Origin of the sequence: Halomonas sp. Y3 (assembly GCF_024137965.1) — a bacterium.
GTDB classification, from domain to species: domain Bacteria; phylum Pseudomonadota; class Gammaproteobacteria; order Pseudomonadales; family Halomonadaceae; genus Halomonas; species Halomonas mongoliensis.
The window spans coordinates 2,933,305-2,952,022 of the sequence record NZ_CP099975.1; the positions used below are offsets into that span (position 1 = coordinate 2,933,305).

At 63.8% G+C, this 18,718-nt stretch carries 18 protein-coding genes; 7 read left to right on the forward strand and 11 right to left on the reverse strand.

Annotated elements, in window-relative coordinates; all coding sequences use genetic code 11:
• Positions 1–97: 97 nt before the first annotated feature.
• Positions 98–511 (reverse strand): hypothetical protein, encoded by a 414-nt coding sequence (locus NHL60_RS13940; protein WP_253444555.1) that lies wholly within the window; start codon positions 509–511, stop codon positions 98–100.
• Positions 512–819: 308 nt separating this feature from the next.
• On the opposite strand from NHL60_RS13940, the gene NHL60_RS13945 reads away from it, so the two are divergent.
• The 5 genes from NHL60_RS13945 to NHL60_RS13965 all read left to right on the forward strand — a co-directional run bounded on the left by NHL60_RS13945 (position 820) and on the right by NHL60_RS13965 (position 4,585).
• Entirely contained in the window at positions 820–1,365 is a 546-nt protein-coding gene (locus NHL60_RS13945; protein ID WP_253444558.1) for a sigma-70 family RNA polymerase sigma factor, read from the forward strand.
• Entirely contained in the window at positions 1,362–2,225 is an 864-nt protein-coding gene (locus tag NHL60_RS13950) for an anti-sigma factor (protein WP_253444561.1), read from the forward strand. Before NHL60_RS13945 ends, NHL60_RS13950 begins: the two co-directional genes overlap by 4 nt.
• Before the next feature lie 216 nt (positions 2,226–2,441).
• Complete coding sequence (locus tag NHL60_RS13955) at positions 2,442–3,158, forward strand: hypothetical protein (protein WP_253444564.1); 717 nt, start codon at positions 2,442–2,444, stop codon at positions 3,156–3,158.
• 75 nt (positions 3,159–3,233) lie between these two features.
• Positions 3,234–4,199: a glycosyltransferase family 2 protein gene (locus NHL60_RS13960; protein ID WP_253444566.1), complete on the forward strand. Its 966-nt coding sequence runs from the start codon at positions 3,234–3,236 to the stop codon at positions 4,197–4,199.
• Positions 4,200–4,201: 2 nt separating this feature from the next.
• Complete coding sequence (locus NHL60_RS13965) at positions 4,202–4,585, forward strand: GtrA family protein (protein WP_253444569.1); 384 nt, start codon at positions 4,202–4,204, stop codon at positions 4,583–4,585.
• Here the strand turns inward: NHL60_RS13965 and NHL60_RS13970 are convergent.
• From NHL60_RS13970 to NHL60_RS13980, 3 genes are all read right to left on the reverse strand, one after another.
• Positions 4,576–5,991: a glucosyltransferase domain-containing protein gene (locus NHL60_RS13970; RefSeq protein WP_253444572.1), complete on the reverse strand. Its 1,416-nt coding sequence runs from the start codon at positions 5,989–5,991 to the stop codon at positions 4,576–4,578. The genes NHL60_RS13965 and NHL60_RS13970 overlap by 10 nt on opposite strands.
• A gap of 67 nt (positions 5,992–6,058) precedes the next feature.
• A complete protein-coding gene (locus NHL60_RS13975) occupies positions 6,059–7,210 on the reverse strand; it encodes an acyltransferase (RefSeq protein WP_253444575.1) in 1,152 nt (383 codons plus the stop codon).
• Between the two features lie 124 nt (positions 7,211–7,334).
• Positions 7,335–7,559: a DUF6447 family protein gene (locus NHL60_RS13980; RefSeq protein WP_253444578.1), complete on the reverse strand. Its 225-nt coding sequence runs from the start codon at positions 7,557–7,559 to the stop codon at positions 7,335–7,337.
• A gap of 260 nt (positions 7,560–7,819) precedes the next feature.
• Between NHL60_RS13980 and NHL60_RS13985 the strand changes: the two genes are divergently transcribed.
• Positions 7,820–8,140 (forward strand): hypothetical protein, encoded by a 321-nt coding sequence (locus tag NHL60_RS13985; RefSeq protein WP_253444581.1) that lies wholly within the window; start codon positions 7,820–7,822, stop codon positions 8,138–8,140.
• A gap of 34 nt (positions 8,141–8,174) precedes the next feature.
• Here the strand turns inward: NHL60_RS13985 and NHL60_RS19605 are convergent, their stop codons facing one another.
• The 5 genes from NHL60_RS19605 to NHL60_RS14005 form a co-directional block, all read right to left on the reverse strand.
• Positions 8,175–8,303 carry a hypothetical protein gene (locus tag NHL60_RS19605; RefSeq protein WP_301271065.1) on the reverse strand — a complete coding sequence of 43 codons (129 nt, stop codon included), beginning with the start codon at positions 8,301–8,303 and terminating at the stop codon, positions 8,175–8,177.
• A gap of 24 nt (positions 8,304–8,327) precedes the next feature.
• Positions 8,328–9,245, reverse strand: a complete 918-nt coding sequence (locus tag NHL60_RS13990) for a glycosyltransferase family 2 protein (protein WP_253444584.1) — start codon at positions 9,243–9,245, stop codon at positions 8,328–8,330.
• A gap of 30 nt (positions 9,246–9,275) precedes the next feature.
• Positions 9,276–10,535 (reverse strand): glycosyltransferase, encoded by a 1,260-nt coding sequence (locus tag NHL60_RS13995; RefSeq protein ID WP_253444586.1) that lies wholly within the window; start codon positions 10,533–10,535, stop codon positions 9,276–9,278.
• Between the two features lie 5 nt (positions 10,536–10,540).
• Complete coding sequence (locus NHL60_RS14000) at positions 10,541–11,320, reverse strand: SapC family protein (protein ID WP_253444589.1); 780 nt, start codon at positions 11,318–11,320, stop codon at positions 10,541–10,543.
• 244 nt (positions 11,321–11,564) lie between these two features.
• A complete protein-coding gene (locus NHL60_RS14005; RefSeq protein WP_253444592.1) occupies positions 11,565–12,092 on the reverse strand; it encodes a hypothetical protein in 528 nt (175 codons plus the stop codon).
• A 257-nt stretch (positions 12,093–12,349) separates the two neighbouring features.
• Here NHL60_RS14005 and NHL60_RS14010 point away from each other — a divergent pair, with 257 nt between their 5' ends.
• Positions 12,350–13,843 (forward strand): DUF4214 domain-containing protein, encoded by a 1,494-nt coding sequence (locus tag NHL60_RS14010; protein ID WP_253444595.1) that lies wholly within the window; start codon positions 12,350–12,352, stop codon positions 13,841–13,843.
• Positions 13,844–13,944: 101 nt separating this feature from the next.
• Here NHL60_RS14010 and NHL60_RS14015 read toward each other — a convergent pair whose 3' ends face one another.
• Both NHL60_RS14015 and NHL60_RS14020 read right to left on the reverse strand, forming a co-directional pair.
• Entirely contained in the window at positions 13,945–14,724 is a 780-nt protein-coding gene (locus tag NHL60_RS14015) for a SapC family protein (RefSeq protein ID WP_253444598.1), read from the reverse strand.
• Positions 14,725–14,832: 108 nt separating this feature from the next.
• Entirely contained in the window at positions 14,833–18,615 is a 3,783-nt protein-coding gene (locus NHL60_RS14020; protein ID WP_253444601.1) for a DUF4214 domain-containing protein, read from the reverse strand.
• Positions 18,616–18,718: the final 103 nt, after the last annotated feature.

Genomic DNA, 18,718 nt, shown 5'->3' on the forward strand with positions numbered 1-18,718 from the left:
GCTTCGCGGTGCGCGCTTGTATCACCGCCCGATTGGGCGATGCTTTACGCGCTGTTTGGTAAGGCCTGGCACATGCGCCGCCTCGCCGGGGCCCGCCTCATCCTGCTCGGCCAGCAGGCCGTCGATGATCTCGGCAATGGCCGCCACGCTCGGCACCGCCAGCGCTGCTGCCGAAGGCGGGTTCCAGGCCCTGGGTCACGTCGATGGCCGCATCACCCAGGGCGGCGCTCTCACCCAGGGGCATGAAGTCCGCCTGCAGCTCACCCTGCGGGGTGCTGGCAAGATTCAACTGCACCAGCTCATCCTGCTCATCCACCAGCCACAGTATCGGCTGCTCCGCCCCCTGGGCGAAAAAACGCTCCACGCTGATGGCGTCGCCATTAACCAGCTGCAGCAGCAGATCGTCGCCGGCCTGTTCCACGGAGAGCAACTCGGAGGGCGTCAGATTGACGACCGTGGGGCCCAGCAGGTCCACCGGGATGGCTTGCGCGGCCTTGTTCAGCATATCCATGTCGCACCTTCTCTTTGAGCTGTCAGGGAAAATGACTACCCGTTACCAGCAGACGCCTTGGGCAGTCATACATGCCTTACACAGCGCCAGCGAGCCTGGATGCAGCTGTACAGGATTTTTTTTGTTCATCGCACTTTGCAGGGGCAGCCGGCTCTCGTGAAACGCATCCACTTTCCGTATCCCTGTGTAGTCTTTTTGTCGCTACTCTCTTTCTGCCGCCGTCGTCTGCGTGACCGCCGTCGCTGCGGCATGGCAAAGTTCGAGGCTGACCGGCCAAGCGCCACCACCTCCACGCCAGAGACAGCCAAGTGACACGGGAACGCGAGGAATTTGACCATGCGGCCGCTCTCGAGGCCTGTGCCCGCGGTGATCAGCAGGCCCTCCATGCCATCTATCTGCATGAGGGTGGCCGCCTGCTCGGCGTGGTGCAGCGCATCGTGCGCGACCGCAGCATGGCAGAGGACATTGTGCATGATGCCTGTCTCAACATCTGGCGACGAGCCAGTACCTATGACCGCAGCCGCGGGTCGGCGCGCGCCTGGATCTTCAGCGTGGCCCGGCACCTCGCCCTCAATGCGATACGCGACCGCCGCAGGGAGGTCGTCACCGACGACCCACATCAGGTCGAGCCACTGGAGAGTACCGGGCCCCAGGACGTGGCCGACTGGCAGGTCGGCGCGCGCATGGATCACTGCCTGGCGCAGCTCGAGCCCGAACGCCGCGCCTGCCTGCTGCATGCCTACGTCAACGGCTACAGCCATGCGGAAATCGCCACCCACACCGACACCCCGCTGGGTACGGTCAAGGCCTGGATCAGGCGCAGCCTCGAACGGCTGCGGGAGTGCATGTCGTGAGCCCGCATGACCTACCCAAAGATCCGGACATCCTCGCTGGCGAGTATGTGCTGGGCCTGCTGGATGAAACGCAGCGCCGTGGCGTCGAGGCGCGCCTGGCAGTCGACCCGGCGCTGCGGCAGGCCGTCGGCCGCTGGGAGGAACGCTTTCACCCCTATACGGCGCTGGCACCGTCGCTCACGCCCTCGGAGCGGCTTTGGCCGCGTATCCAGCGCAGCCTGACGGCGCTCGACGAAGAGCAACGCAGCGCGCAGGCCGCCGGATCCGTCACGTCGTCGCCCTCTCCCCCGGAGGCGCGCGAGGCGACAGCGCCGCCCCCGACGAAGCGCCAGGCGCGGGAGGCGCAGGAAGGTCGGCTGGCGCGCCCCCCCCGCCGCTCGGGCAGGATGTGGCAGAGCCTCACCCTGTGGCGCAGCCTGGCGGGCGCCGGGCTGGCGGCGCTGGTCACCGTCATGGTCACCGAGCCCCCGCCGCAGCGAATAGAAGTGCCCGTGGAGGTGCCGGTGGAAGTCCGGGTCGAAGCGCAGCCGCGCTATATGGTGGTGCTGATGGGCACGGAAGAAGCCACCGCCGGCTGGGTGGCTCAGGCCAGCAGCGCCAGCCAGGTCAGGCTGTTTCCGCTGGCCGGCTACGAGCTGCCCGAAGACCGCGCCCTGGAGCTCTGGACCCAGCTGGAGGCCTGGAACGAGCCGGTCTCGCTGGGACTGATCGAGCCGGGCCGGCCGCTGGAGATTGCCCTGGAAGGCATCGCCCTGGAGGGCAACCAGCTGTTCGCCATCTCACTGGAGCCCCCGGGCGGCTCGCCCACCGGGCAGCCAACCGGCCCCATCGAGTTCGCCGGACACCTGGTGGAACTTTGAATCCTCGCCGCCACAGCGCCACGTGGTCACCGGTGACAGGGAGTCTCCGCCTCGATATGGCCGTTAAATGTCACTACAATGGCATTTTGTTTTCAGATCCATGGATGGCCCGAAATGTCGCCACATTCTATTCCTACTCGCTCAGCCGCCCCGCGCCAGCTACTGATCGGCTTTGGCCTACTGGCTGCCGCCTGGCTGGCCGTGATAGGCGTAGACATGCTCAATCTTTTCGGCGCTGGCGACAGCCTTTACGACCGCATGATCGACCGCAACACCACCCGCTCCTGGGTCTGGGTCATGCTATTCAGCGAGGGCGCGCCGATCGAGATCCTTCAGTGGCTGACCCTGGCGCTGGCGGCAGGCGTTGCCTTTACGCACTACGGCAGGCTCTCTCCCGTCGCTGCCGCCGGCACGCCGGAGCGCAGAGCCGCTCTGTTCTGGCTACTGATGGGCATCGCCCTGATGCTGATGCTGATTGAGGATGCCGGCAACATGCGCCACTGGATGCGCAGCACCGCCTATCACTTCATCGGCGGAAAATCTTCTAAGTATGTGGAACTGACTTACTTCTTTGTACTGGCCTGCGTGCCACTCTCCGCCCTGCTGCTGTTCGGGCGCAGCATTCTGAGCCTGCCTCGTACGCGGCTCTATCTGCTGGGTGGCTTCGCCTTCTACGGCCTGGCGGCCGGCGGCTCGGCCTTCCGCTACGACTGGTACGACAGCATCGGCCAGTGGGTCCACCACACGCTGCTGGGCGACAGCCTGAAAATCACTGAGGTCGGCGGACACAGCCACTACTTCTGGCTGATGGATTTTCTGGTGGAAGAGTCGCTGGAATTTGCCGGGGCCACGCTGCTGGCCGCGGCGGCACTGCACTTCGGCTTCGAGTTCTCCCGCCGCCGTGCCAGCGAACTTGCCAGCGCCGAGCCATGACGTCTAGCGGCGGCTGAGCACGGCCGGCCTGCAGTAACGCACCGGGCATCACCGATGACGCAAATAGGAAGCAGCATGCACGCAAGGTCAAGCCGCTGGCGCTTATCTCTGGTGGTACCGGTATACGATGAGGCAGAAGCGCTTGAGCCTTTTCTGAGCGCCACGCTACCAATGCTGGAAAAGCAGGCGCCGGAACTGGAGATCCTGTTCGTCGATGACGGCTCCCGGGATAGCACCCTGAGCAAGCTTCGGGAGCTGGCCGCCAGCGATCCGCGTATCCGCTACCTGGCCTTCAGCCGCAACTTCGGCAAGGAAGCGGCGCTCAGCGCGGGTATCGAGCACGCCCGCGGCGATGCCGTGATACTTATCGATGTGGACCTGCAGGACCCTCCCGAGCTTATCGCCAAGTTCCTCTACCACTGGCGAGTAGAGGGCTACGACATGGTCTACGGCGTGCGGCAGACGCGCCGTGCCGACAGCGCCACCAAGCGCCAGACGGCGGGCTGGTTTTATCGGATCTTCAACCGGGTCAGCGACACGCCGATTCCACCCAATGCCGGCGACTTTCGCCTGCTCGACCGCCAGGTGGTCGACGCGCTGCGGCAGCTGCCGGAGCGCAACCGCTTCATGAAGGGGCTCTACGCCTGGGCCGGCTTTCACCAGCTGGGCGTGCCCTACCATCGTCCGGCACGCCAGGTGGGCAGCAGCAAGTTTCGCTATTGGAAGCTATGGAATTTTGCCCTGGATGGCATCTTTAGCTTCAGCACGCTGCCGCTGAGAGTCTGGAGCTATCTGGGTGGGGTCGTCGCGCTGCTGGCGTTCGGCTATATACTGGTAATCATCACCAAGGTACTGCTGCTGGGCCGAGACGTACCGGGCTATGCCTCGCTGATGACCACCGTGCTGTTCTTCGGCGGCATGCAGCTGCTCTCCATCGGCATTCTCGGCGAATACCTGGGCCGACTGGTCACCGAGAGCAAGCGCCGTCCGCTCTACCTGATCGCCGAGACCAGTCCGCCCCGCCAAGACGGAGAACCCTGATTGTGCGCAGCGTCGCCGAGCTGTGGCGCCTGCTGCGCTTTCTTGCAGTAGGCGGCGCGGCCACCCTGACCCATCTTGGCGTTGCCACCGCGCTGCTGCTGAGCGGTGCGCCGCTGCCGGTACTGGCGATCAACCTAGTCGCCTACCTCTGCGCCTTCAGCGTCTCTCTGGTGGGTCACCAGCGGGTCACCTTCCAGCGTCGCGCCCGGCTGCCCCACTTCATTGCCATGTCGCTTGGCGGCTACCTAGGGAATAACCTGCTGCTGCTGGCAGGGCTCGGACTCGACGCCGCTCCCCTCGCGGCCATTACCTTCGCTACGCTAACCACCGCCGCCATCACCTACCTGGTGGCCAGGCAATGGGTATTTCGCACCGACTACCCCTGAAGACTCAGCACCAGCTGCTCACCATCCCACCACAACCGGTAATAGCGCGACTGGTGCAGCAGGGCCTCCACCGCCCCCGGCGGCGAAGCCTGGGGGGTCGTGACCACCACCTCCTCGAACAGGCCCCGCAGGTCCAGCGCCGGCTCGTTCCAGTAGTCACCCTCTTGCAGCCCCCGAGGCAGCAAGGTACGCATCAGCGGGTCCAGCGGGCGTATGCGTTCCGCCACGGGCGGCCAGACCCAGTTGCCCTCGACAACCAGCCGGTCACGGCCGTTCTGCAGATACTGGGTATTGACGCGATCGGCGATATCGCGCAGCAGCCACTCCTCATGGCGCTGCAGCTCACCCGCCAAGCTGCCAAATAGCCAGGCCTGCAGCAGCACCGTGGCGCAATAGGCCCCCGCCACCGTCCCAGCAAGGCGCCGCCACAGTTCCCCCGGCCTCAGATGCCAGGCCAACAGCGCCCAGCAGGCCACCACCCCCCCCAGCCCCACGAAGGCCCGGGGCTGCCAAATGGGGTTGACCAGCGCCAGCATAAGACCAAACAGGGCGATCGGGCTGAGCACTAGACACAGCAGCACCGGCCAGCGCCGCCGCCAGGTGGCGCCACCTAGCGCTCCCACCAGCACCATCCCCAGCAGCAGGCCCAGCGCCACCAAGGCCCCGGGATGCAACCAACCCAGGGCCTTCTGCCAGGCCAGGAGCAAGTTTTGCCAGGCGCCCCCTGGCAGCGCGGCAAGCTCGAAACGCTCGGCATGGTGGGCGCTATAGCCCGCCTCAGGCAGGAAGTGCTGCATTACCGGATAGTAGAGCAGTAGCCCCAGTACCAGCGCCGACAGGGCCCGCCACAGATCATGCCAAAGCCGGGCAGGCCCGGATTGCCGCGCCGCCAGGGCGCCCTGCAGACAGCACATCGCCAGGAAGATATTGACCGCCGGCTGGTAGAGCATGAACACCGCCAGCAGCCAGCCAGCCGCAATGCCAATACCGAGATAGGCACGCGGCGACCAGAGCGCGCCGGCGGCCAGCATCGCACCCAGCATCGCCAGACTCATGGAAAACGCATCGAAGCGAAAGGCCATGTTCTCGATAAACAGCGGCGTGGCGAACAGCGGCAGCGCGCAGGCCAACCAGCTCCAGCGCGCCGGCGCCTGCAGCTGGCGGCGTACGATTACCAGCGTCAGCGCCATCAGGCCGATGGCCAGCAGCTGCGGCAACGGGGTGACATCCAGCAGCTGCCCATCCCGGGTCAGCAGGCGCATGACCAGTGTTGTTAGAGGGCGACCGTTGTCCTCCCAGCCCAACATACCCCAAAGGCTGCGCCCGCGATCGTCCAGGAAGCGATAGCCAGATAACCAGATACCCGACCACAGCAGCAGATAAGCCAGCAGCGCACGGCGAAACACCCAGCCGTCGCTGCCCCCGTCACCTTCATGCCCTAGCCCTAGCCCTAGCCCCAGCCACCGCATCGAACTAGCCCGACTCTGGCTTGACGGAAACGTCTTGAGACACAGCCGCCCTTTCCGCTCCGGCTGGCTCTACAACATAGCGGCCGCGCTGTTTCAGAAAGGGGCGCTCGATGCAGGCATAGCTCAGCGAAGCAATGGCGATGCACAGCAGCAGTACCACCAGCAGATTGGCCAGGAAGTTGATCGCGAACCAGGCCGTGGGCTGCCAGACTCCCAAGTGCTCCAGCCACAAGAAAAGCACGCTGGCATGTAGCAGGTAGAAGGAGTAGCTGATCTTGCCGCAGTGCATCAGCACGGCTCCCACCCACTCGGCCAGACGCCCCCGCACGGCCGGCAAGGAGAGGTAACCCACTATCAGTAATGCCCACCCCACCGCCTCCAGGCTGGCCCAGACGATCCACAGCGGCTCATGACGGTCGGCACTGAAAGTACTGGCATGGCGCGCCAGAAGATACAGCATGCTGTAGCAATAGAGAGAGGCTCCGATAAACAGAAAAACACCATGGCGAGCAAGAGGCTCCCGATACTTGGCATATAAAACACCCGCCGCCATACCGATAAGAAACTGATCGAGCCTGCCGGGCAACGTTGAATAAAACACATGCATGGGGTCCGCCACGCTAGCATGGATCACCAGCTTGAAGAGCAACAGCAAACACCACACTCCCAGCAGGTAACGCCAGCCCTGAGAGATAAAGGCCGCCGCAAGGAAGGGAAAGATAAGATAGAAGGTAAACTCCACCGAGATGGTCCAGGCAGCACCCGTCACAAAGTGGTCCGAAGTGGGAGGAGCACCAATATTGGAAAACAGCACGTAGAGGATATCGGTAGCCTGAAACTCGTCACGCCCCAGCGTTATCGCCAGATAAAACACCACCAGAAAGAGCGGCGCAATGCGCAGCACACGATTGAACATGAACTGACGGTAGCGGATCGGCCCCTGAAGGGCGATCAGCATGAACAGGAAGCCCGACAGGGTGAAGAACAGCGCCACTCCGCTATGCCCTTCAACAATAAAGCCAATCAGTGCTGCCTCGGGGTTTGGCTGCCAGCCATGAAAGAAGTAGTGGTAGAGATGAAAGGCCAGCACCAACAGGGCTGCCAGGAAGCGCAAATGGTCCAAGCGAGGAAGGTAACGAATATTGGTAGAGCGCATTGGACCGCCTTTTATAGAAAGAAAATGACGGCTGCACCAGCAACGGAGCGAGGTGCCTCCGCCATTCAAACAACGGGTGGGGGAGCACAAGGCTTAGTGCGCCCCCCACCAGAAATGCCGACGGTCAGTGTGCCGTATTCTCGACGTTATCGCCTTCAAGCTCACGCTTCAGCGCGTTGGCATAAGCTACGCGAGCCGTCTGGGCGATGGCCAGCTGGTGGTTGAGACGCTGGATTTCCTGGTCGGTAATGCGCAGGTTGACCACCTGGTTGCGCGCCTGCTCGCTCAGCTTGTCGAGTTCATACTGCTTGCCGTCGATGGTGATAGTCTGTGCCTGTTCTTCAGCCATGGAATCCTCCAAAAAAATGTGTATGGGCGCCGCGCATCATACCGCACTTGCCCTGCAGGCCACAGGGGAGCCCTTAAATTCTTGGTGATAGCAGCCAAAGCTCCAAGCCAGCCGGCGGCGCCTGGACTATGCTGAAAGTCTGAGCCCTTTCCGGCCCTGGCTCTTGTCACCGGGGAAGCGGCCACGACAGCAGCGCCAGGGCTCCACCGCGGTCGACAAACGGAACTGGCCGTCCGCCCTGCCTGACGAAGACAATCACTATGAAGATCAAACACCTACTGCCCGGCGCGGTGCTACTGCTGGCCTCCGGCGGCGCCTGGGCCTGGAGCGCTACCTACCTTGACGGCCAGAACTGGGCCATCACCTGCGCAGACGGCACCTCACACAGCTATCACGGCAGCTCGGCGGGACTGGACACCGTCGGCCCGGCGCTCTGCCCGGGGGGGATCGTCGACACCGGCGACCCGCTGCCGGGCCCGACCTGGACCCTGGGCAATATCCACGAGCTGGAGCGAGAGGCCAGTCAGCGACCGGCCGTGCGGCTGGAAGCCACGACCGAGCGCGTTCGCGAAAGCCAGTAGCATTTTCAGCCAGCTCAGGTTGCCTACAGCCAGCTCAGGCTTCGGGAAACACCTTGCCCAGCTGGTGCCTCCAGGTCCACTCCTGCTTGACGGCGGCATGAGCGCGCTCACCTACCTGCTGCGCCCGAGCATAGTCCTCATGAACAAGGCGCAGCAGGTGCACCAGGTGCTCCTCATCGCGCTGGGTTCAGCGCTGCATCATGGATGCAAGCGAACGCGACAGCGGGTCCGTATAGCGCTTGATGATCGCATTCAGCACCTGATGGTCTTCACCAAACTGGCTGTGCTGCATCGTCATGGCTTTATCTGCCGCCAAGAGGCCTGCAAAGGCTTGTTTGGCCGACAGCCTGGGAGACGGCTGCAACACTTCGGCCAGGGCCGCCGCTTCGCGCTGCGTCAGGTCGGGATAATACAAGCCAAGCAGTATACGCCGTAGAGGCGTCTTGCCCTCCTCCAGATGAGGCGTATTGGCCGTGATATTTTGCCCATGGCGATGATACTCCAGCAGCGTATCGGGCATATTGGCCAGTGTCGCCCCGGCCTGCACCATGCGAATGTAGAGATCATGGTCTTCATCGCAGATTCGTTCTGCGCTGTAGGTCAACCGATGCTGCACCAAAAATTGCCGCCGCATCATCACGGTGGGATGGACAAAGGTGGCATCCACCAGCAGCAGCCTAGCCTTAAGCTCCGCATCTCCCGGCGCCATCTTCATCTGCACCCTGCCCTGCGGCATCACCTTGATGGCATTGGCGCCAGCCAGGGTGACATGGGGGTTGGCTTCCATGAAGCTGACCTGGCGCCCCAGGCGCTCGGCCAGTGCGACGTCGTCGGAGTCCATGATCGCCACATAGTCTCCGCTAGCCGCTTTCAGTGCCATGCTCCTCGCCAGGCCGGGCCCGCCGTTCACCGGCAGCCTGAGGTGGCGTACTCGGCGATCCAGCGCCGCGTAGTGATCAATGACCGAGGGCGTCCTGTCGGTTGAACCGTCATCGACGACGAGCAATTCAAAGTCTCGATAGCGCTGGTCGAGAATGCTCTCCACGGCACCCGGCAGGCGGGTTTCGCGGTTGTGGACCGGCATGATCACGCTGACGGTCGGCATAAGTGACGTTTCTCCTGTCGCTTGTCGACGTTACGCCGGCCCGTGCAGCTGCTTGTTGGGCCGCCGGTCGGCGTGGCTGTCTCCGGCGCGGCGGGCCACAAGCGGGGCCAGCGCGGCGCATAGCCGTTCGGTGCTGGTCGCCATGCCGTGGCGTTCCCCCTGGGCGCGGGCACGCGCCACCATGGCCTCATGGTAGGCATCGTCGTCGAAGAAGCGCTCGATGTGCTGAACCAGCGCCTCCAGCCATTGGCGGCCCGGCACCCTCCCGTATGGCGGCTCATAGCAGACCTCCGGGAAGTCGAGGTGCACGCCCCCTTCGCCCACCACTTCAGGCAGGCCGCCGCGATTGCTCACGATGGCCGGGATCCCGTTCAACATCGCCTCGGCGGACACGCGGCCAAAGCTTTCCCACCACAGGCTCGGCGCCAGCAGCAGGCGTGCCCGGCCGTACACGGGCCGCATATCACGGGTGGTGGGCGTGACCACGACGTTGCCGAGGGAGTCGCGAGGCGCGCCCAGCTGCGAGGTCATCTGCTCGAGCAGCTGCTGCCAGCTGCCGCGAGACTCGACCACCTCGAAGACGATATCCGGGCGGCGCTGCTCCATCAGCAGCGCCAGCATGACCACCACCGCTCCACCCTTCTGAGGGGACGGGTTGACCACCAGCACGCGGCGGCGCTCATGGTGAGGCGCCACGACGCGCCCCGCATCGATAAAGGCGCCAATGGCCCGCGGCGCAATACCCTGGGTCATACGATAATGCGACGCCGTTGCCTCACTATCGGTGAGAATCAGGTCCACATCGCGGCACCAGCGAGTTCCGCGGTAGTTGCCGTTGGCCAGATAGGCCACGCAGGGAATCCCGCGGCTGTGCGCTTCATCCGCCGCCAGCAGGTCCAGGGGGCGCCCGCCGTAGAAGAACACCAGATCAGGCCGAAAGCGCTCCAGCGTCTGGGTGTAGAGGTCCAGCCAGCGCGTCTGCTCCAGGGTGGTCATGGCCCCACGCTCGATGCTGGCGGTCTTGACCAGGCGGTGGGTCAGCGGCGGATCCTTTAGCGTGACGACCGGCGACGAACTGTGCTGGATCCTGTCCCACTGGGCCCGTAGCGGCAGCCGGCCGCTCTCGGCGTCAAACACGGTGGCGCCGATGATCTCGACCTCATAGCCCTGCCCCACCAGCTGGATCAGCATCTCGCGCACCGCCATGGAGGCGCCGCTGGAAAGGTCCATCAGACAGTAGGCGTTGGCCCAGAGCAGCCGCGGACGCCGCCGAGTATTCGGGTGGCTCATGGCGCTCAGCTGTCGAAATCGAAGGCGAAATCGTCTTCGCCGCCGTCAAACAGCTCGTCCAGGTTCTCGGGGGCCTCGCCCGGGCCGGCGGCGACCGTGGCCACAGGGCTGTCCTGCAGGTTGGCAAGCGACAGGATCTGAGCGTAGGCGAGCATCAGGGCGCCGCTGTCGCGCAGCGCGGCCAGCGCCTTCGGACTCAGGGCCGCCAGGGCCTCGCTGTCCACCACCCGAAAGCCGCTCACGCCGAGCTTACGCGACTTGACCTCCAGCGAGCGCGCCACCAGCAGGCCGTGCTGCTCCAGCTGGCCCACCAGGCGAGTCAGGCGGATGCGATCCTTCTCCAGGTTGGTAAGGATGCCCTTGATCTTCTCCAGCAGCGCGGTGGGCTTTTCGCCCTGGAAAAGCGCATGGCCGCCGGGGGCATTGACATGCTCGCTGGCCATGTCCACCACCATGGCGTAACGGGTCTTGCCCTCCGGGGTCTCCCCCATGGCCTTGATGGTAAAAGGGTAGGCGCGAATGGTCGCCGGACGATAGCGCCCCCGCCACTGCCCCTGGGGGGTCACGTAGGCATTATGGCCCCGCTCGATACCCAGCAGCGCATAGGCGGCGGGCTTGGCGGTATCGAACACCACCGCATAGTCACGGGCGGCGGTGGTGATCTCGCTGGCCACCAGGGGCACAGCCACCTCTTCGCTGGCGAAGCGAAAACTGACGTCGGGCTGGTAGGTCAGCGCGGCGTGCTTGGCAGGGTCCAGCGCCTCGGGGGCCTGATAGAGACTCATCGATACACTCCTTGCGGTTGGGGCTGGGCACAGGATACCCAGCGACATACCAAAAGCCCAGGCGCCTTTGCGGCTTGCCACGGCTCTCCTGCAGCGTCTTGCTCATACGCGACGATCGATCCAATCCTGCCGGCAGCCGGGCCGCTACAGCACCGGCACCAGGGGCACGCGGCCGCAGCCGCCAAGCAGTGCAACGAGCATCACCAGGGGAATCCAGCGCATCGCGCCGCGGCACATCGGGGTATCAGGCATCGGAACTCTCCTTCTCACGATGGGACGGTGCACCAGCCGGTGCGGGCAGCGCATCCAGCAGGGCACGTAGGTAGACAGCGCGGGCCGTGCGCGCCATGGCCAGCCGCTGCTCCAGATGTTCGATGCGCGCCTCGGCCGAACGCAGGCCGTCGCGCCAGGTGCGCGCCTGGGCACTCAGGGTTTGGCCCTCGGGTGTACCCTCGGACACAGGAGGCGCCGGCGGCGGCGATGTCTCCTCCAGCGCGAAGCCGTAGTCGCGCAGCAGCGCCTGGCGCGCCGCGTCACCGGAAAACGCCTTGGGCCCAAGTGCCGGCGCCTGGGGGTGGCACAGGGAATAAGCCGCGGCCATCAGCGGCCTGGGCTCGTAGGGGCCGCGGCCCTGATAGGTCACCCGCCGGCCCTTGGCGGCCTTGAACCCGGGGTGGCAGCTACGGCGAAAGGCGTCGAGGCCCAGCCGATCGCAGCATTCCATGGCCTGCTCGAGATGGTGCCGGGTAATGCCGGCCTGTTGCCAAGGCATAGTATTCCTCGGTTTGTTGATGAGCGGGCACAAGGATACCCAGCACAGGCCCAAAAACCTAGGAGCCTGTCGGGTTTGACCGATCGTCGCGAGGAACACGGGGTTCGCAGCAGATCAGCGTTAAGTCCGACAGGCTCCTAGGCCTCTCTTGGCCCCTGCGCACAGGTGCAGCGCCGCTGTTTGCCGGCGCTGATTTAGGCTAATCTTCGCCGGCGCCAACCAACATCAATGAATAACTTCATATCGAGGGAACGAAGATGACGCGTGAACTGATCGACCTGGCCGTTGCCCTGCTCGGGCGCGCCCCGAGTGGTGAAGAACTCCGCGCCTGGCAGAGCGAAGAAGCGGGACTTTCCGCCTTGTCCGCTACGCTGCTGGCCCTGCCGGAGGCTCAGGCCCGCTTCGACATCCAAAGCGACACTGCCGCGCTGGTGGCCAGCGCCTACCGCGCCGTCTTCGATCGCGAAGCGGATGCCGAGGGTCTCGCCTACTGGCAGGGAGAGCTGGAGAACGACGCACTGTCAGCCACGACGCTGGTCCCTGCCCTGCTGGCCGGCGCACGGGCACCCAACGGCGGCGCCATGGATGCGGCACTGATTGATCAGCGGCTGGAAGCGGCCACCCGCTATCTAGCGGAGGTCGACGACGGCAGCCGACCGTTCGACCTACAGACGGCACAGCAGGCTGTTGCCCAGATCTCCCGAGAGGAGCCTCCCGTATCGCGCACGGAATGGATCGACCTGGCCGTTGCCCTGCTCGGGCGCGCTCCGAGTGACGCCGAACTCCTCGCCTGGCAAAGCGAGGAGGCCGGGCTGACGGCAGCCGCCGCTTCGCTGCTGGCTCTGCCGGAGGCTCAGGCCCGCTTCGACACCCAGGGCGACGCTGCTGCGCTGGTGGCCAGCGCCTACCGCGCCGTCTTCGATCGCGAAGCGGATGCCGAGGGTCTCGCCTACTGGCAAGGAGAGCTGGAGAGCGGCGCGCTGTCGCCCGCGAGCCTGATCCCCGCCCTGCTGGACGGCGCGCGGGCACCCACCGGGGGAGCCAACGATGCCGACCTGATCGACCAGCGCCTGGAGGCCGCCACCGCCTACCTTGCGGAGGTAGAGAGCGGCACTCAGCCGTTTGATGCACAGACGGCCGCCGCGGTCGTCTCGCAGGTATCCCGCGAGCCCATCACCGAGCAGCCGCCCGAGCAGCCGCCCGAGCATGACGCCGGCAGCGGCATTGTGGTGGTGCTTGATAAGGGCTCGGTGGTATACGAGTTTGAAAAAGCCAGCACCGTTCAGGATGGCGTCTCGTCAGTGCTTCTGACCAAGACCGACATGCTCTCATTTGAAACCGCCCTGGACGCGCTGGAAATCACGGCCGACCAGAACTTTGGCTCCATCATCACGTTCACGCTCGATGGCGCAGCGGGCCCCGAAAGCCTCGACCTGGTCACCATCGACTTCGTCGGCGACAGCCCCATCCGCCACTATGCCGAGCAGGTAGGCTACACCACCGGCTTTATCGACTTTGCCCTCTTCAACGGCGAGCTGGTGCTGCCGGAAGCCATCGGTGTCGGGCCGGACACGCTCTTCTATAACCAGAGCGAGCTGTACCATTACTTCGGCTACGACTGGCAGTGGGACATGCAGGGCAATGAAAGCCTTTCCCGCCCGGACGGGCAGGCGTTCAGCGTCAGCGTAGAGCTGCTGGATACGCTGGGCATTGCCAACCTCGACGAAGTATTCGCCGCCGCCATGGCATAATCGGCACTACCCAAGCGACGCGGGGCGCCAGGTCACCACACCGGCGCCCCGTTTGCTGTGCGCGCCTTTCTACTCAGGTTGACGGGCTGCCGGCAGGCAGTTCAGCTGTCGAAGTCGAACACGAAGTCGTCGTCGCCCTCGTCGAACAGTTCATCGAGGCTCAGGGGGCCGGCCGGGGCGACGCCGGAAAGGTCGGCCACGGGGCTATCCTGCAGGTTGGCAAGCGACAGGATCTGGGCATAGGCAAGCATCAGGGCGCCGCTGTCGCGCAGCTCGGCCAGCGCTTCCGGGCTCAGGGCCGCCAGGGCCTCGCTGTCCACCACCCGAAAACCGCTCACTCCGAGCTTACGCGACTTGACTTCCAGCGAGCGCGCCACCAGCAGGCCGTGTTGCTCCAGCTGGCCGACCAGGCGGGTCAGGCGGATGCGGTCCTTCTCCAGGTTGGTAAGGATGCCCTTGATCTTCTCCAGCAGCGCGGTGGGCTTGCCCTCTTCGAAGAGCAGATAGCCGCCGGGGGCGTTGACGTGCTCGCTGGCCATGTCCACCACCATGGCGTAACGGGTCTTGCCCTCGGGGGTCTCCCCCATGACCTTGATGGTAAAGGGGTAGGCGCGAATGGCCGCCGGGCGGTAGCGGCCCCGCCACTGCCCCTTGGGGGTGACATAGGCGTTGTGGCCTCGCGCCACGCCGAGCAGCGCATAGGCGGCGGGCTTGGCGGTATCGAACACCACGACGTAGTCTCGGGCGGCGGTGGTCACCTCGCTTGCCACCAGGGGCACGGTGACTGCATCGCTTGCAAAGCGGAAGCTGACGTTGGGCTGATAGGTCAAGCCGCCGTGATGGGCGGGATCCAGGGCTTCGGGCGCCTGATAGAGGCTCATGGGGCAACTCCTTTTCCATAGGGAGAGGCACAGAATAACTCGGCGTACCGATAAAAAAATAGCCGCCCCCGAGGGGGCGGCTACTACAGCCAACTCTACAAGATAGAGTTATGCGAAGGCGAAGTTGCTGGCATCCAGCTCGTTCAGCCCCAGGAAGCCCGTACCCAGGCCATCCTCAATGGTCAGCTCCCAATAGTTGGGATCGTTCTGACCAACATCGCTGGTGATAACCGCGCTCCAGGTACCAGTAAAGAAGGGACCAGTGAACACATAGTCGATGTCAATATCGCCCAGCGAACCGTAGATACCGAACTCGGAGAAGTCCAGCACATCTTGGGAGAGATCGAAACCGCTGATGACCCACTCACTGGGTGCGCCGCTATTCTGGCTGGCAGCCACGAACTCGAAGTTCACCGCTTCGTTGGAGTTGCTGGTGATATCAACGTCACCGGCACCGATCACGATGGTAGTCTCGGTAGCAGCAGCCCCTGCATCTTGCAGCGTCAGCGTAGAACCAGCGCTGTCAGACAGGTCGATCTTGCTGATGCTGTCGAACACGGCAACGTTATCCAGTGCGACGTTGATCAGCGTCAGATCCTCGACCGTGGCATCCAGAGTCAGATTCTCCAGAGTAGAGCCAGCCGCGACGAGAGAGGAGATCTCCACGTTGGTTGCGCTCTGAATGTCCAGAGTACCTTCGTGGATTCCGCCGCTCAGAGCCACGTCCAGCTCATTGACACCGGTCTCACCGATCAGCTCGAGGGTGATGCCGCTACCGATGTTGCCAGACACTTCGACGTAGCTCTCGTCACGCAGGGAGTCGAGGGTAAGATCACCCGCCAGGAGGGCGACATCAAAGACTTCCACGCCGGTGGTGTTGCTAGCGCTGAAGTAGCCCTGAGCACCTGCGCCAGTTGCGGCGAACGGAGCGCCGAACTGAATGGTTTCGAACTCGCTGATTTCAGCAGCGGTGTTCAGAGCACCATACAGCTGCAGGGTGTCATTGTCGTTCAGCGTGCCCTTAATACCGACGTAGTTGTTGGCGTTGGGGTTGATGCCGTTGCCAAAGCCGTTACCACCACCGTTGACGACCTGGGCAGAGAGCGCCAGGGTCAGGTCGGCCTGGTTCAGGTTACCGTTGGTCTGCAGGTTACCGGTCAGGCCGGTAGCATCGATGTTGCGCGGACCAGTGATGGTAGTACCACCCTGGGTCTGACCCATACGATCGATGTGCAGATCCAGGTCCTGGGTGCCGTCGATATCGACAGTACGAGCACTGGTCGACATGGTGTTGACCACGTTGGTGGCCTCACGGCGACCGGCAGAGGTTACAGTGGTGCTGGCCACATTGTCGACGCGCAGGGAGTCAACGCTCAGCTCGGAGGTGTCACTGGTAGCAGCACCGCGAGAGGTGTTGTCCAGCGTCACGTTGAGATGCTGAGTGTTGACGTTAAGGCCCACCAGCTCGATGTCGCCGAACGTCTGGTTGACATCGTTATTGAAGTTGGTAGCAGACAGGGTCTGGTTCTTGCCGCTGATGGTGACGTCAGTACCGTCTTCGATCTGGGTCACGGCGTTATCGAAACCGCCGGACTGGAAGTCACCCGTGGCGATCACGATATCTTCAAGGCCGCTCATGTTACCTGTGATGATAGCGTGATTGGAATCACCACCGGCGATCACCAGCGTCTCGATGCTGTCGAACGCGGCCCAGCGGGCGGCACCGGTACCGGTACCGGAGCTGGTGGTCACTTCAACGGTGTCGCGACCTGCGCCGCCGTCGATGCTGACCACAGAGCGGTCGATCAGGCTGTTGTTGAAGTTGAAGCGGTCGTTACCGGCACCACCCTCGATGTCGATCACCACGTCGGTGTCAAGCTCAACACCGGTCAGGGCGTTGAAGAAGTTGTCGCCGCTGCCGCCTTCACCGTCAAAGTCGAAGGTGAAGATATCGTCGCCGTTACCGCCGGCGTAGCGGAAGCCAGGCGCGTACTTCTCGCCGGAAGCGCCGGTGCCGCCAACGAAGTCGCTGCCGTCATCATCCGGATTGGTGCTGCTGCCGGAATCACGGAAGTAGCTATCGGCCTTGGCGCCCAGGTCGCCGGTCAGGTTGATAGCGACGTTCAGGTCACCGTTAAACTCATCAGCGTTAACCTGACGAACGTCGGTCAGGCCGACCAGGTTACCATCAACGTCGGTGCCGAAGGCACGGCCGTCGGTGGAGGCCAGCTCGTTGACCGGGGTGCTGTCACCGCGAGTCGCACCGATGGTCAGGTCGCCATCGCCGACAACGTTGACGATCTCCAGGAAGCCTTCCGGCTGGTTGCCAGCATTCAGATTGACGGAAGACATGGCGAGCAGGTGGCTGTCGTTCAGCACGGTGGTGTTGAAGACACCGATGCCGTCCTGACCGGACATGGCGCCAATGTTCAGCATACCGCCCTGGGAGCCGTTACCAGCGCCGTCGAGCACCACGTTGGTTTCGACCAGCACGTCAAACAGGGTAGCGTCGCCGACCTGCTGATTGCCTTCGATGTCGAAGTTGCCCGGCTGAGTGGTGGTCACTGTGCCTTCGGCAAAGTCACGGCCCTGCTCGTCGACCAGCACGAAAGTACCATCTTCGTTGTTGCTGACGGTAACACCTGCCAGAGCCGGCTCAGAGGCGATCGCCGCTTCCAGAGCGGCCTTGAACTCGGCAAAGCTGTTGGCCTGGGCCATGGCAGCATTGGACAGGGTGTAGTCGCTGCCGTCGAGCTCGATGGTCACCGCATTAACGGTGAAGTTTTGCAGCTCATTTTCCGGTGCGCCGGACTCGCGCACGGTCAGAGTCAGGAAGGAATCAGAGCGCCCCTGGCCCAGCGCCACTTCGCGGGCGTTGAAGAAGGCCGCATAGCTAACGTTGGGATCGGTGTCGCGCATGCCGAAGAAGGTCTCTTCGGGAGCAGAGCGAATGTCTTCGATCTGCAGGTAAGCGCGGCTGTTATCGGACCACCACTGCTGGACGCCGTTCATGAACTGAGCGTCGATGTTGGAACCGTTAACGGTGACGTCCTGCGCCAGACGCGACTGCACCTGGATGTTGACGACTTCGATATTCTCGGTACGCGGCGAGATGGCGGTAGCGTCAGCAGTACCCAGGAAGGTATCGGTGACGGTCGCATTGGTCATCAGCTGCGCATTCAGGGTATCGGTACCCTCGCCACCGTCGAGACGGTCGCCGCTGCCCAGGGTGTTAGCGTCGCGGCCACCGATAGTGGTGAAGCTGGCGTCGAAGACGTCGTCGCCGGCGGTGCCGGTCAGCACGTCGGCCTCTGCGGTCAGGCGGAACTCTTCACCTTCGGCAGGCGGCTCCGGCTGGCCGTCATCACCGGTGACCAGGAAGTTGATAAAGCCGTCAACGTCGACGTCGGCGACAGTGGTGTCGGCATCAACGCCGGCGAGGAAGTCGCGGGCGCTAGCGGCAGCGGCATTGCCTTCATAGGCAAGGATTTCCTGGGTGGTGTCGAGCCCTGCGGTGAAGGCATCGGCCACGTCCAGCTTGTTCTGCAGAGCGACTGCGTCGTCGCCCTGGGCGCCACCGGCGATCTCGTAGGCGATCTCGGCCAGGGTCTTCTCGCCGCTGCTGAGCAGACCGACGTAGAACTGGAGGCCAGCCGGCTCGGCATCGCGGCCGAACAGCTGGTTGTAGAGGTTATTGACGAGCTGAGCATTTGACAGGTTGCCAAAAGCATTCTCGTACTCGGCGGAGGTGCCGAAAGCGTTCAGGATGTGGCCGACGCCTTCAGCGTCGATACGCTCTGCCCAGTACTGCTGGCCCTGCGGGTCGGCCGGACGGCCGTAGTAGGCGACGTAAAGCAGCTGCGCCTGGTTCAAGCTCTCTTGAGTTGCCATGGGACTATAGTCTCCTTGCTTAGTTAAATATGCCGGCTATGGCTATCATTCCTTCGCTTGCGCCGGCATTGCTACCTTGAGCGCTCAAGGTCATCCGCTTTGC

Excerpts from the sequence above, each read along its gene's own strand:
- NHL60_RS14000 (WP_253444589.1), bottom strand. The coding sequence starts at position 11,320 with ATGAGTCTCTATCAGGCCCCCGAGGCGCTGGACCCTGCCAAGCACGCC.
- NHL60_RS13975 (WP_253444575.1), bottom strand. The coding sequence starts at position 7,210 with ATGCGCTCTACCAATATTCGTTACCTTCCTCGCTTGGACCATTTGCGC.
- NHL60_RS13980 (WP_253444578.1), bottom strand. The coding sequence starts at position 7,559 with ATGGCTGAAGAACAGGCACAGACTATCACCATCGACGGCAAGCAGTAT.
- NHL60_RS13960 (WP_253444566.1), top strand. The coding sequence starts at position 3,234 with ATGCACGCAAGGTCAAGCCGCTGGCGCTTATCTCTGGTGGTACCGGTA.
- NHL60_RS14010 (WP_253444595.1), top strand. The coding sequence starts at position 12,350 with ATGACGCGTGAACTGATCGACCTGGCCGTTGCCCTGCTCGGGCGCGCC.
- NHL60_RS13940 (WP_253444555.1), bottom strand. The coding sequence starts at position 511 with ATGGATATGCTGAACAAGGCCGCGCAAGCCATCCCGGTGGACCTGCTG.
- NHL60_RS14005 (WP_253444592.1), bottom strand. The coding sequence starts at position 12,092 with ATGCCTTGGCAACAGGCCGGCATTACCCGGCACCATCTCGAGCAGGCC.
- NHL60_RS13955 (WP_253444564.1), top strand. The coding sequence starts at position 2,442 with ATGCTCAATCTTTTCGGCGCTGGCGACAGCCTTTACGACCGCATGATC.
- NHL60_RS13990 (WP_253444584.1), bottom strand. The coding sequence starts at position 9,245 with ATGCCGACCGTCAGCGTGATCATGCCGGTCCACAACCGCGAAACCCGC.
- NHL60_RS13985 (WP_253444581.1), top strand. The coding sequence starts at position 7,820 with ATGAAGATCAAACACCTACTGCCCGGCGCGGTGCTACTGCTGGCCTCC.
- NHL60_RS14020 (WP_253444601.1), bottom strand. The coding sequence starts at position 18,615 with ATGGCAACTCAAGAGAGCTTGAACCAGGCGCAGCTGCTTTACGTCGCC.
- NHL60_RS13995 (WP_253444586.1), bottom strand. The coding sequence starts at position 10,535 with ATGAGCCACCCGAATACTCGGCGGCGTCCGCGGCTGCTCTGGGCCAAC.
- NHL60_RS14015 (WP_253444598.1), bottom strand. The coding sequence starts at position 14,724 with ATGAGCCTCTATCAGGCGCCCGAAGCCCTGGATCCCGCCCATCACGGC.